The sequence below is a fragment of the Bacillus sp. FSL P2-0069 genome (assembly GCF_038593315.1).
Lineage (GTDB): Bacteria > Bacillota > Bacilli > Bacillales > Bacillaceae > Bacillus > Bacillus safensis.
Map to the genome: position 1 here is coordinate 3,068,853 of NZ_CP151984.1, position 12,291 is coordinate 3,081,143.

The following is a 12,291-nucleotide window of genomic DNA, read 5'->3' on the forward strand; positions in this document are numbered from 1 at the left end:
GCCCGTTCTTCCCCGAAAACAGACCGGTTTTCGTTTGAATCGTGTAACGGGCAATTTCTCTACTCTTTATTTTACAGCATCTAATGGTTCTCCATGCGTCATTTGTGAACATCTAGTGAATTTCTGATTTCAGGCAAAAAAAAGGACACGGATTCACATCCGTGCCAAACATGTATTCCTTATAAAAGGGGGTCAATTACTAGTTTCATCATAACGGAAAATTATTTCACCCGTGTTACATTCCAGTTAAAAGCCCATGACGCTATATTAAGGATTTACGACAGCCTTTTATTTCGTTGCTTTGAGTTTTTCAGCAAGCTCTTCTACATAATGCTGTGCGCTTTGTGCTGCAATACTTCCGTCACCTGTTGCTGTCACAATTTGACGAAGTGTTTTTTCACGAATGTCACCAGCGGCGAAAATACCTTCCACTCTTGTTTCCATTCTTTCGTTTGTCTCAATGTAGCCTTCTTTATTTGTAATGCCGAGATTTTCAAATGGTTTAGACAGTGGCAGCATGCCGATATAGATAAAGGCGCCGTCTGTTTTAAAGTCTTCTTCTTCACCAGTCACCGTATCAACCAATGTCACACTGCCGACTTTCCCGTTTTCTTCATTGATCTGTTTGACGGTTTTGTTCCACTTGAAGTCAATTTTTTCATTATCAAAGGCGCGTGCTTGTAAAATGCTTTGTGCACGAAGTTTATCGCGTCTATGAATAATCGTTACTTTAGAAGCGAAGCGTGTGAGATACACACCCTCTTCTACCGCAGAATCACCGCCGCCGATGACGACAAGCTCTTTGTTTTTAAAGAATGCCCCGTCACATACTGCACAATATGATACGCCGCGGCCGCCAAGTTCTTTTTCACCTGGTGCACCGATTTTTTTGTATTCAGCCCCTGCCGCGATAATGACAGAGCGTCCTTTGTATTCTTTTGAGCCGGCTTTGACGATTTTATATTCTTCACCGTTCACGATTTCTTTAATATCGCCATATGCATACTCTGCACCGAATTTCTTCGCATGCTCAAACATTTTATTTGAAAGTTCCGGCCCTAAAATGCTTTCAAAGCCAGGATAGTTCTCGACATCTTCCGTATTCGCCATTTGTCCGCCTGGAATTCCTCTTTCAATCATTAATGTTGAAAGATTTCCCCGTGATGTATAAACAGCGGCTGTCATTCCGGCAGGACCCGCTCCAATGATGATCGTATCGTAGATTTTTTCTTCTGACACAACTGTCACTCCCTCTTCAATTGCTGCTCGCATTTCTTATTAGAATGCCCTTGGGTGATGCTTCCATTCATGACAGAGAGCATCATTTCCACTCTTAGCTTTTATTCCTTACCCATATCCTATTAAATCTGCGGGGAATAAGCGAATCATTTGCTCATATCTTCAAAAAAAGAAAAAGCTTCCTTAAACTGCTGTTTAAGGAAGCCTGTTTACGGTTATATAAAAAGTAATGATTTATTCAACGACTCTTCTTACAACGCCATTAAAATATCTTTTCCAATAAGAGTTATTCATTGAATCAATCGAAACACCATGAGAGCTGTTATCGTTCAAGAATGTACCATTTCCTAAGTAAATACCAACGTGTCCATTTACTTTATACGTATCAAAGAACACAAGGTCTCCACGTTTCATGTCAGATGCACTTACAGCTCTTCCCTTACCTACAAGCGTATCGGTTGTTGTACCGCCAACTGGCCCAAGGTTGATGCCTGCTGATGCGAATGCCCAGCGAACGAATGAAGAACAGTCAAAACGACGTGCGTCAATATCGGCTTGTGATCTGCCGCCGCCCCATTTATATGGAGATTGTCCAACAATACTAGAACCTGTGCTGATCGCACCTTCAATTCCGCCTACGTTACTGCTGACAGGTGATCCGCCGCGAGAAGATGGCTTCTTGCTTGGTGAACTGCTGTTGTTATTATTGTTGTTGTCATTAGATGATCCACTGTTACTTGAAGACGGGCTGCTATCGTTATTTGAGCTGTTGTCTTCCGCTTGGACACTAGCTTGACGCTGCTGCTGTTGTCTTTGCGCTTTTTCTTCTTTTGCTTTTTGAGCTGCTTCTCTTGCTTCTTTTTCAGCTTGTTTTTGTGCAGCGATTGTTGCGTCTTTTTCAGATGCAATGCTGTTAGCCTCACTGTTTAACTCGCTGATTTCAGAAAAAGCACTTCCTTTTTGCTTTTTCACTTGCTTGAATAGCTTGTCTTTTTCATCAAGCTGTTTATTCAAGTCTGATTGAAGCGTTTCAAGCTTTGCAAGTGTGTTTTGCACATTTTCAAGCTTTGTGTTTAATTCGTTTTCAGACTTTTGAAGTTCTGCTTTGTCTTTTTCCTGCTCTTTAATGATTTCACTGTCTGCGTTGATCAGTGTAGATACTGCACCTGCACGGCTGATGAAATCGCTAAAGCTTTTTGCTCCTAGTAATACATCTATGTATTTCGTAGAACCGCCGCTCTCTTGAAGAGCACGTACACGCTTTTTCAAGAATTTGTTTCTATCCTCAATACGTTTTTCTGTATCAGCAATTTCTTTTTTCAGTGCTTTGATTTCTTTTTTTGTTTTTTCATTTTCTTTTTGTTTTTCTTCGATTTGATCACTTGTTTTTAAAGCTTTCTCATCAATATCCTTAAGCTTTTGTGCAAGTGCCTCTTGTTTTGCTTCAAGCTTTGAAAGCTCTTCTTTTTTCTTTTGAAGATTCTTGTTTACCTCAGATTGCTTGCTGTCTAGTTCTTGTTTCTTTTGTTCAAAGTTCTGTGCGTTTGCTTCATGCGTAAATGGAATAAATAAACCGCTTGCTCCGATCACCGAAGCTAAACCGAAAGTAATAAACTTTTTCACGAATAGTTCCTCCTTTGACAATTTCCCAAGCGACATTAGAAAGCAGCAAATTCTCTGCGACCAATCTGTGCTCTCTATGTCTTTCTTCCTGATTGTTCAGTCAGATGTTGACCAGATTGTTTCTATCACTAGGTGTTTCATTATGTATAGTAAAATATTTAAATATCTATCTTTGTTTTAATCCACGATTTTCATTATACATGAGACATCGACAAAATGAGCTAATATTTTTATTACATTTATGTTTCAAAAACATGTCGTGATTGTCATACTTCGCCAATTCCTTGCAAATCACACCTTTTTATCCAAGAAAAAAGCATGACCTTTTCGGCCATGCTGGGATGTTCTGAATCTATTTACCTATTTAATCTATTAACGTACAGATCTCTCGTTCGTATTTAGACAGTGTTTGAACACTGATCTGAAAAGCGGACGCAACGTCTTTTTTGCTGACAGCTGCTTCTTCTTGTTCATTCATCCATAGATAATAAGATGCTGCTGCCCAGGCAGGCGCATTTTTCTTATCAATACCAGAAGCACGTGCCTGCTGAATAATATGGAATAACCAAAAATAAGGCATATGGCTGTCAGGCTGAACCGCTTCCTCCAGACTGGATGCCGCCTGTTTTGCAAAAACAGCATCTTCTGAAAAAGACTTTTCTTTCATTTCGTCTTCATACAAAAGCAGTTCTATAAATTGCTGTTCAAAGGCCGTTTTCGCTGCGCGTGCATCAAGGACAGACTGCAGTACGTCACGTTCCCCTTTTTGTTTACTGACATAGTACGCAGTCAGCCGTTCCTCAATCGAGACCATTGGCTCAGTCTCCTCAGGTTTATCCTGCCACGGCTTGATTTCATCTGCGTCGATATCTTCTTCAACCATCTTATCCCAAACCGTTTGGGCGAGCGTTTTGTGGCCTGTATGATAGGCTGCGCTTGCAAGCCAGTATAAAAATGTACTATCTCCCTGAAAACCTGTTTTGTACAAAGAATAAAGCCATTTAAAGGCCCATTCAAATTCTCCCACAAGGGCAAATGTTGCGCCAAGCTTATAACGCTGTTCACTTAGTATTGGATACACGTGCGTTAATTGCTTCGCTAACATGTTGACCTTCTCTTCTTCTTTCTCATAATGGTAGAAGACAAGCTGATTGCAAAGGGCATGCAGATTACCGGGATTTTCAAGAAGGACCCGGTTCAACATTTCTTTCGCCTGATGGATTCGGCCAGAATAAAAATAGGCCAAAGCAAGATTATTATACGCTGACCAAAATTCTGGATACTCAACAATCATCTGTTCCAGCATCTCAATGGCTTCATCGAGTCTGCCGCTTTCTAGCAAATGGTTTGCTTGATCCTGCTTCACAATCAGGTCATCCTGATCATAAGGAAAATCTTCGTCCTCTTCGTCGCTCATATCGAGCAGGTCAAGAAGGTCTTCATTTTCATCCGCAAATTCCCCGTTCTCTTCCAGCGCGGCATAAGCAGTAGCTGATTTATATGCCTCTTGAAACAGTCCGAGATTCGCATAATTATTGGCTTTAAAATAGTGGCACTCAGACATGTTTTCATCGATGTGTTCAAGGATAAAATCAAGCAGTTCGTTTGATTGCTGGTAATGACCCATTTCAGTATAAATAATGGCAAGCTGTGACAGCATTTCTACATTTTCAGGCTCAAGTACGATGGCCCGCTGTATCAGCTTACTTGCTCTGGACAGATTTCTTTCTCTATATGCTTTAAGACCTTTATGAAAAAAGTAATGCCCATCTTGAAATAGCTGGACGACTTGTGTGTGATTATTTTGAGAAGTGTATTTACTCACCGATACCCTCCATTTCGAACAGTGTACCGTGTGTAGTATAACATACTTCACCAGTCGTCACATAGAACAAAAAGAAAGGAAGGATTTGTTTTTCATTTAAAATAAAAAAGCCAGGGATATCCCCCGGCTTTTCATTCACCTTGATGACGTTTTTTTAATACCTTTAATACATCATCAAGCGGCAATTGCTGTTCGCGTAATAATACAAGAAGATGATAGAGGAGGTCAGCAGTTTCCCATTTCAATTCTTCTTGATCCCGGTTTTTCGCTGCAATGATCACCTCAGACGCCTCTTCCCCTACCTTTTTCAGGATTTTATCGACCCCTTTTTCAAATAGATAGGTTGTATAAGCCCCTTCTGGCATTTCCGCCTGACGCTTTGCAATGACCTGTTCAAGTTCATTTAATATCGCAAAACGATCCTGCTCTTCGCTTTGGCGCTTCACGCCTTCTTCCGAAAAACAGCTATAGCTGCCAGTATGGCAGGCTGGGCCGCTTGGCGCGACAAGGACAAGCAGAGCGTCCTTGTCACAGTCATATCGAATAGAAATCACTTGCTGGGTATGTCCAGAGGTGGCGCCTTTGTGCCAAAGCTCGTTTCTCGACCGGCTATAAAACCATGTTTCACCTGTCTCCAGCGTTTTTTCATAGGATTCTTGATTCATATACGCAAGCGTCAATACTTCCTTACTTTGAGCATCCTGTACAATCGCAGGAATCAGGCCTGCCTCATTAAAGGTTAATTCATTTGCCTGTTTCATCTGACCTTCACCCCGTGTTCTCTCAAATATGTCTTCACCTCATGAATGGAGGTTTCTTTATAATGGAAAATAGATGCTGCTAATGCTGCATCAGCTTCTCCTTTTGTAAAGGCCTCGAGCATATGCTGGGCATTGCCAGCGCCGCCAGAAGCAATAACTGGCACATTGACTGCCTCTGATACAAGCTTTGTCAATCGATGGTCAAAGCCTGTCTTTTCACCATCGGCATCCATACTTGTCAGCAAAATCTCTCCTGCCCCTCTCTGCACAGCTTCCTTCGCCCAGTCGCTGACCTCTAAATCTGTTTGACGGCGTCCTCCGTGTGTATAGACCATGTATGCTTTTTTCTCTTCATCGTATTTTGCATCAATTGCAACAACGATACACTGGGAGCCAAAAAAGTCAGCACCTTCTGAAATCAGTTCCGGCCTTAACACAGCTGCTGTGTTGACAGATACTTTGTCTGCACCCGCTCTTAATATACGCTTCATGTCATCAAGGTGGTTAATCCCGCCTCCCACCGTAAATGGTATCGCAAGAGTGGACGCGACTTGTTTGACCACATCCACCATCGTTTTCCGGCCTTCATGAGAAGCGGAAATATCAAGGAAGACAAGTTCATCCGCCCCTTCCTCATCATAGATCTGCGCTAATTCGACCGGATCACCAGCATCCTTTAAGCCTAGGAATTGCACCCCTTTGACAACACGCCCTTCCTTCACATCAAGACATGGGATGATTCGTTTTGTCATCATATGCGGTCAAGCCCTTCAAATGCTTCTGCTAAAGTAAACTGCTTTGTGTAAAGTGCTTTTCCAACGATCGCACCAGACACACCAGACTGTTTTTGCGCTGACAGCTTTTGAAGATCAGCTACTGCGCTGACACCACCTGAAGCAATCACTTGTTTGCCGGTTGCTTCTGCTAAGCGAACCGTGCTTTCTACATTGGGACCAGACAGCATGCCATCCATTTGAATATCGGTAAAAATAAAGACCTCTGCGCCTTCCTTTGCCAATTCCCTGCCGAGTTCCTCTGCCTTCACTTTAGACGTTTCAAGCCATCCTTCAGTTGATACAAAGCCATTTCGCGCATCAATCCCAATTGCGATTTTCTCTCCATATTGCGCCAGCATTTTTTTCACAAAGACTGGGTTCGAAACAGCTGAGCTGCCGAGAATCACTCTATCTACGCCGCTCTTTAAATAAAAGGCAACGTCTTCTTCCGTCCGAATACCGCCGCCGATTTGTACCTTCACATCTAAGGAGGAAGCAATCGCCAGCACATGCTCATGATTGACACGTTTCCCTGCTTTTGCACCATCTAGATCGACAAGATGAATCCATTTAGCTCCTTCTTTTACAAATTGCGCGGCCATGTCGAGCGGTGAATCTCCATAAATGGTTTCTTGATCATAATCTCCTTGCACAAGACGTACACATTTGCCATTTCTCATATCAATCGCTGGATATAATGTAAACTCACTCATTTGTTCACCCTCTGTTCGTTTGCTAATTGAATAAATTGTTTGAGCAGCGCCATTCCCGTTGTACTGCTTTTTTCAGGGTGAAACTGTGCTCCAAGCACATTTCCCTTGCCAACAACAGCTGGTACTTGAACACCATAGTCCGCGCTTGCTAATTGCTCATCTGGATTCATATCACTCACATAATAAGAGTGAACAAAGTACGCAAATCCTTCTGGCACACCGTCAAACAATGGGGAGGGCTGATGAAACGTGAGCTCATTCCACCCCATATGAGGTACCTTCAGCCTTTGCCCGTCCTGATCACAATCCTTTAAAAGAACGACACGCCCTTTTAACAGACCCAATCCTTTTGTGTGTCCTGCCTCTTCGCTTTCTTCAAATAACAGCTGCATGCCAAGGCAAATGCCGAATAACAGCTTTCCTTCCTCTACGACTTGATGGATAAACGCCTCAAGTCCAGTCTCTTTTAACAGCTGCATTGCATCATGAAACGAACCGACCCCAGGCAAAATATAAGCATCTGCTTTTTTCAGCTCCTCTACATCAGAGGAGACGATATAGCGGGCACCCGCTCGTTCCAGTGCTTTTGATACGCTGAACAAATTTCCCATTCCGTAATCAATGACTCCGATCATTAGAGCATCCCCTTTGTTGAAGGAATTCCTTTCACACGTGGATCAATGGTTGTTGCTTCATCTAAGGCACGTGCCATCGCTTTAAAAATGGCTTCAATTATATGATGTGTATTGGTTCCGTAGTGAACAATGACATGAAGGTTGATCCGGGCTTCAAGTGCAAATTTCCACAGAAACTCATGCACTAGCTCTGTATCAAAGGTACCAACCTTTTGACTTGGAAAGGCCGCTCTCATTTCCAAATGAGGACGATTGCTTAAGTCGACCACGACCTGGGCAAGTGTTTCATCCATCGGAACAAAGCTTGATCCATACCGCTTAATTCCCTTTTTATCGCCTAACGCTTCCTTAAACATTTGCCCAAGTACAATGCCGATATCTTCTGTTGTGTGGTGATCATCAACATCCGTATCTCCTTTCGCATCGACGGTCAAATTAAAGTGTCCATGCTTCGTAAATAAATCGAGCATGTGCGTCATAAAAGGGACATCTGTTTGAATATCCGCTTTTCCTTCTCCATCAATTTCTAGCGCTAATGAAATGTTTGTTTCATTTGTTTTTCTCGATGTTTCCGCCTGTCTCATTACGATTCCTCCCGCTTTCTCGCTTCAATCGACCTTGCATGTGCTTCAAGCCCTTCTAATCTGGCAAAAGCCGCAATGCTTTCCCGGTGTGTTTCAAAGGCTTCTTGACTATATGAAATAATGCTCGTTTTCTTTTGAAAATCAGTCACACCAAGCGGACTGGAGAATCGAGCTGTTCCGTTTGTTGGCAGCACATGATTCGGCCCTGCAAAATAATCGCCCACCGGCTCTGGACTATATCGTCCCAAGAAAATCGCACCAGCATGCTTGATTTGACCAAGAAGTGATTCTGGGTATGCTGTCAGCACCTCTAAGTGCTCTGGTGCTAATTGATTGATGACGTCTACTGCACGATCGATTGATTCTGTCACGTAAATACGGCCATGATCTTGTATAGATTTTGCTGCGATTGATTTTCTCGGTAAACTATCAATCTGCTTTCTTACTTCAGCCTGCACGCTTTCAGCAAGTGTCTTAGACGGTGTCACCAAAATACTAGATGCCAGCGCATCATGCTCTGCCTGCGAAAGTAAATCCGCCGCTACCTCATGCGCGACTGCTGTTTCGTCTGCTAGGATTGCAATTTCACTTGGGCCTGCAATCATATCAATGTCTACCTGACCAAATACTTCCCGCTTTGCCAGCGCGACATAAATGTTGCCTGGACCTGTGATTTTATCAACAGGTTTGATGCTTTCCGTTCCATAGGCAAGTGCCGCAACCGCCTGTGCACCGCCCATTTTATACATCTCAGAAATACCAAGCTCCTTCGCCGCAGCCAAGACAGCGTCAGAGAGACAGCCATCTTTCCCAGGGGGTGTCACAAGAACGATTCGTTCAACGCCTGCGACTAGCGCAGGGATCACATTCATTAATACAGATGATGGATAGGCAGCTGTTCCACCGGGGACATACACACCTACTGTATCAAGCGGTGTTACCTTTTGTCCTAGCATTGAGCCGTCCTTTTGGTGATAAAACCAAGAGGACGTCAGCTGGCGCTCGTGGTATGTGCGAATATGCTTGATAGCCGTTTGAATAATTTGAACCATCTCTTTGTCCAAGCGGTCGCAGGCTTTTGCCATTTCCTCCTCTGTGACAAGTGGATCTTCAATCAACACCCCGTCAAATTGCTTTGTAAAAGACCGTACAGCTTCATCACCATTTGTTCTCACTTCTTGTATAATGCGCTGAACAGCCTGACGCTGCTCTTCTGTTCCTGTATCTAAAGACCGTTTGAGTGAGAGAGTATCTGTCTCACCTTCTTGTATGCAGGTGATGTTCATGATGATTCCTCCCCTTCTCCTTCAATGATTCTTGCAAGACGCTGCGCCATTTCATCGATCACGTTATCCTTCATCCTATAGCTCACAGGATTGACAATAAAACGTGACGTGATATCACAAATATGCTCCGTTTCCACAAGGCCATTTTCCTTTAGTGTTTGACCTGTGGAGACAATGTCCACAATGCGATCGGCAAGCCCAATGAGCGGTGCTAATTCAATGGAACCATTCAGCTTAATGATCTCCACCTGCTCCCCTTGCTCTCTAAAATAGGACGATGCAACATTTGGGTACTTTGTCGCCACACGCGGTGCGACACCCCCCCAGCTCGCTCCTGGCAAGCCAGCAACAGCTAAATGACATTTACTGATGTTTAAATCGAGCACTTCGTACACATCACGAGCTTCTTCAAGCATGACATCCTTCCCTGCAATGCCAACATCCGCCACGCCGTGCTCTACGTAGGTGGTCACATCCATTGGCTTGGCTAAAATAAAGCGGAGGTTTTCTTCTGGTACATCAATGATTAATTTTCTTGAATCCTCGAATTCCTCTGGCAGCTGGTACCCCGCCTGTCTTAACAGCCCTGCTGCTTCTTCAAATATCCGGCCCTTTGGCATCGCCATCGTCAACACTTTACCCATTTTGCTCTTCCTTTCTAGCACCGATAAAATAAGTCACCTGCTCAAATGCCTTGGTCATCGCGTCAATATTTTCAATCCCCGCTAAGTCTTGCAGGACGATCTTTTTCCCTTTTGACCGCTCCTTTTCTGCAAAAGCAAAAGCTTCCAGTCTTTGTTCTTTGCTAAAAATCACAGCCTCCTGCGGCTCAACAATTTCTTTTGCATCGAGCGCTTCAAGAAGACGGTCTAGTCGAAGTCCGAACCCTGTAGCTGGTGCAGGTGCATCAAAATGAGCAAGCAATTGATCATATCTCCCGCCGCTTCCGATGACCGACCCAACATGATCTGCAAATACTTCAAACAAAATACCCGTATAATAGCTCATATGACTCACCATGCTTAAATCTAAACGGATATATTCTGTACAGCCGTAATCTTCAAGTGTCTCCCAAAGCGACTTTAACTGTGCGAGCACTTCTTTTCCTTCTTGTGAAACGACGATTTCCTCTGCCCGCCCTATAACCTCTTGGCCGCCTCTTAACTCTAAAAGCTGTAACAGCCTCGTTTTATCGATGGAGGAGAGCGGTAATTGTTTCACATGCTGACGGTATCCCACATAATTCTTTTCATATAAGAAGCGGCGAAGGACATTTGCACGCTCTGTATTTCCGAGTACATCGACAAATAACGTCTCTGCTAAAGCGACATGCCCGATCGCGATTTTGAAGGACCTTAGCCCGGCATTTTTTAAGGCAAATACGGCAAGTGCGATGACTTCAGCATCTGCACTAATCGAACCATCACCAATCAATTCAATTCCGACCTGCTCAAATTCTGACGGCCTTCCGCCTTCTCTTTCCTGCGCTCGGAACACGTTGGCTGCATACCCAACACGAAGCGGATACGCCTGCTGGTGAAGCTTGGAAGCCGCCACTCTTGCAATCGGCCCCGTCATATCAGGTCTCAGTACAAGGGTTTGCCCGTTTTGATCAAGCAGCTTAAAGAGCTGTGTATCTGTAATTGCCGATTGAACACCGACTGTATCGTAAAATTCAAGCGTTGGTGTCTCCATCAAACGGAAACCCCAACCAGTCATGACCTCTGTTAAAGAATGTCTCACTTTTTTCTTCGTCTCATACAATCCAGGTAATGAATCTCGCATACCATATGGTTTCTCAAACATAAACATGTTCTTCCGCACCTCCAACACATTAAAACAAAAAATTCCGAATCCTTTAGTTCGCTAATATGATAATATGCTAACAAAATAAAGCGATTAAATCAATCATTTTTATTTCCCCCTATTTTCATCAACATATTCTGGAATTATTACATTCAAGTGACACCTGTGCCTTTTCTGTATGTTCGAAGAAAGAACGTGCTATAATACTTAAAAATATTGAATAACACAGGAGATTAACAGTGAAGTTCATCCAGACATTCATCTTAACTTTGTTGTGCGCATGTCTTGTTTATTTCGGCTTTATATACGTTTCGCAAATCGATCAAGTCAAGAAAACAGCTTCGCCGCAAAAAGCAGCAAAAGAAAACGATACGGCACTTGCAGCTGAAGAAACTCGTTCAACGAAAAAAGCAGAAACCACACATCATTCATTAAAAGGAAGCAAAAAAGCCATGGACGTCATCCTCTACAATCAAATGGATGCGCCAAGGCTTTATAACGGATGCGAAGTCACGAGCTTAGCGATGCTGCTTCATTACAACCGCTATGAGCATGTAACGAAAAACAAGTTGGCAAATGAAGTAAAACGTGTTCCGCTCAATTATGAAAATGGCTTAAAAGGAGACCCTCATGACGGGTTTGTAGGCGATATGGAGAATGGGCCGGGTCTTGGTGTTTACCACGAACCGATTTATCAGCTTGCGAAAAAATATGCAGGCGATCAAGTTGTCGACTTAACCGGAAAGCCTGTTAAAAAGGCCATCTATCAATCACTTGAAAAGGGCTATCCTGTCTGGGTGATTACGACATCCACCTTTGACAAAACAGATAACATCGAAACTTGGAATACACCGAATGGCAAAATAAATGTAAGCTTTAATATGCATAGCGTGGTCATCACAGGCTATGACAAGGAGCATGTCTACTTGAATAACCCCTATGGAGAAAAGAATCAAAAAGTCGACCGTGATCAGTTTGAAGATTCTTGGGAACAGATGGGCAGTCAGGCGATTATCATTAAAGCGTAAAAAAACAACCTCTAT

Annotated in this window: 12 protein-coding genes; 1 reads left to right on the top strand and 11 read right to left on the bottom strand. The window is 43.3% G+C overall.

Annotated features, from left to right (window positions below; genetic code table 11):
* Positions 1 to 288: 288 nt before the first annotated feature.
* From trxB to NSQ34_RS15860, 11 genes are all read right to left on the bottom strand, one after another.
* Positions 289 to 1,239 carry a thioredoxin-disulfide reductase gene (trxB, locus tag NSQ34_RS15810; RefSeq protein ID WP_024427675.1) on the bottom strand — a complete coding sequence of 317 codons (951 nt, stop codon included), beginning with the start codon at positions 1,237 to 1,239 and terminating at the stop codon, positions 289 to 291.
* 234 nt (positions 1,240 to 1,473) lie between these two features.
* Entirely contained in the window at positions 1,474 to 2,862 is a 1,389-nt protein-coding gene (locus NSQ34_RS15815) for an NlpC/P60 family protein (protein ID WP_217008727.1), read from the bottom strand.
* 364 nt (positions 2,863 to 3,226) lie between these two features.
* A complete protein-coding gene (locus NSQ34_RS15820) occupies positions 3,227 to 4,687 on the bottom strand; it encodes a tetratricopeptide repeat protein (RefSeq protein WP_061110121.1) in 1,461 nt (486 codons plus the stop codon).
* Positions 4,688 to 4,818: 131 nt separating this feature from the next.
* Positions 4,819 to 5,448, bottom strand: coding sequence for a bifunctional phosphoribosyl-AMP cyclohydrolase/phosphoribosyl-ATP diphosphatase HisIE (gene hisIE, locus NSQ34_RS15825; protein WP_041115607.1), 630 nt, complete (start codon positions 5,446 to 5,448; stop codon positions 4,819 to 4,821).
* Positions 5,445 to 6,203, bottom strand: coding sequence for an imidazole glycerol phosphate synthase subunit HisF (hisF, locus tag NSQ34_RS15830; protein WP_034281034.1), 759 nt, complete (start codon positions 6,201 to 6,203; stop codon positions 5,445 to 5,447). Before hisF ends, hisIE begins: the two co-directional genes overlap by 4 nt.
* Complete coding sequence (hisA, locus tag NSQ34_RS15835; protein ID WP_061110122.1) at positions 6,200 to 6,937, bottom strand: 1-(5-phosphoribosyl)-5-[(5-phosphoribosylamino)methylideneamino]imidazole-4-carboxamide isomerase; 738 nt, start codon at positions 6,935 to 6,937, stop codon at positions 6,200 to 6,202. The genes hisF and hisA overlap by 4 nt, the downstream gene beginning before the upstream one ends.
* Positions 6,934 to 7,572: an imidazole glycerol phosphate synthase subunit HisH gene (gene hisH, locus NSQ34_RS15840; protein WP_217008726.1), complete on the bottom strand. Its 639-nt coding sequence runs from the start codon at positions 7,570 to 7,572 to the stop codon at positions 6,934 to 6,936. The genes hisA and hisH overlap by 4 nt, the downstream gene beginning before the upstream one ends.
* Positions 7,572 to 8,156, bottom strand: a complete 585-nt coding sequence (hisB, locus tag NSQ34_RS15845) for an imidazoleglycerol-phosphate dehydratase HisB (RefSeq protein ID WP_034281037.1) — start codon at positions 8,154 to 8,156, stop codon at positions 7,572 to 7,574. The genes hisH and hisB overlap by 1 nt, the downstream gene beginning before the upstream one ends.
* A complete protein-coding gene (hisD, locus tag NSQ34_RS15850) occupies positions 8,156 to 9,442 on the bottom strand; it encodes a histidinol dehydrogenase (protein ID WP_176967181.1) in 1,287 nt (428 codons plus the stop codon). The genes hisB and hisD overlap by 1 nt, the downstream gene beginning before the upstream one ends.
* Entirely contained in the window at positions 9,439 to 10,086 is a 648-nt protein-coding gene (gene hisG, locus NSQ34_RS15855; RefSeq protein WP_065214810.1) for an ATP phosphoribosyltransferase, read from the bottom strand. The genes hisD and hisG overlap by 4 nt, the downstream gene beginning before the upstream one ends.
* On the bottom strand, positions 10,079 to 11,254 hold the full coding sequence (locus tag NSQ34_RS15860; RefSeq protein ID WP_034281040.1) for an ATP phosphoribosyltransferase regulatory subunit: 1,176 nt from the start codon (positions 11,252 to 11,254) through the stop codon (positions 10,079 to 10,081). Before NSQ34_RS15860 ends, hisG begins: the two co-directional genes overlap by 8 nt.
* A 233-nt stretch (positions 11,255 to 11,487) precedes the next feature.
* Between NSQ34_RS15860 and NSQ34_RS15865 the strand changes: the two genes are divergently transcribed.
* A complete protein-coding gene (locus NSQ34_RS15865; RefSeq protein WP_176967180.1) occupies positions 11,488 to 12,276 on the top strand; it encodes a C39 family peptidase in 789 nt (262 codons plus the stop codon).
* Positions 12,277 to 12,291: the final 15 nt, after the last annotated feature.

Coding starts and splice junctions, on each gene's coding strand:
- hisIE (WP_041115607.1), bottom strand. CDS start 5,448: ATGAAACAGGCAAATGAATTAACCTTTAATGAGGCAGGCCTGATTCCT.
- hisF (WP_034281034.1), bottom strand. CDS start 6,203: ATGATGACAAAACGAATCATCCCATGTCTTGATGTGAAGGAAGGGCGT.
- hisA (WP_061110122.1), bottom strand. CDS start 6,937: ATGAGTGAGTTTACATTATATCCAGCGATTGATATGAGAAATGGCAAA.
- hisH (WP_217008726.1), bottom strand. CDS start 7,572: ATGATCGGAGTCATTGATTACGGAATGGGAAATTTGTTCAGCGTATCA.
- hisB (WP_034281037.1), bottom strand. CDS start 8,156: ATGAGACAGGCGGAAACATCGAGAAAAACAAATGAAACAAACATTTCA.
- hisD (WP_176967181.1), bottom strand. CDS start 9,442: ATGAACATCACCTGCATACAAGAAGGTGAGACAGATACTCTCTCACTC.
- hisG (WP_065214810.1), bottom strand. CDS start 10,086: ATGGGTAAAGTGTTGACGATGGCGATGCCAAAGGGCCGGATATTTGAA.
- NSQ34_RS15860 (WP_034281040.1), bottom strand. CDS start 11,254: ATGTTTATGTTTGAGAAACCATATGGTATGCGAGATTCATTACCTGGA.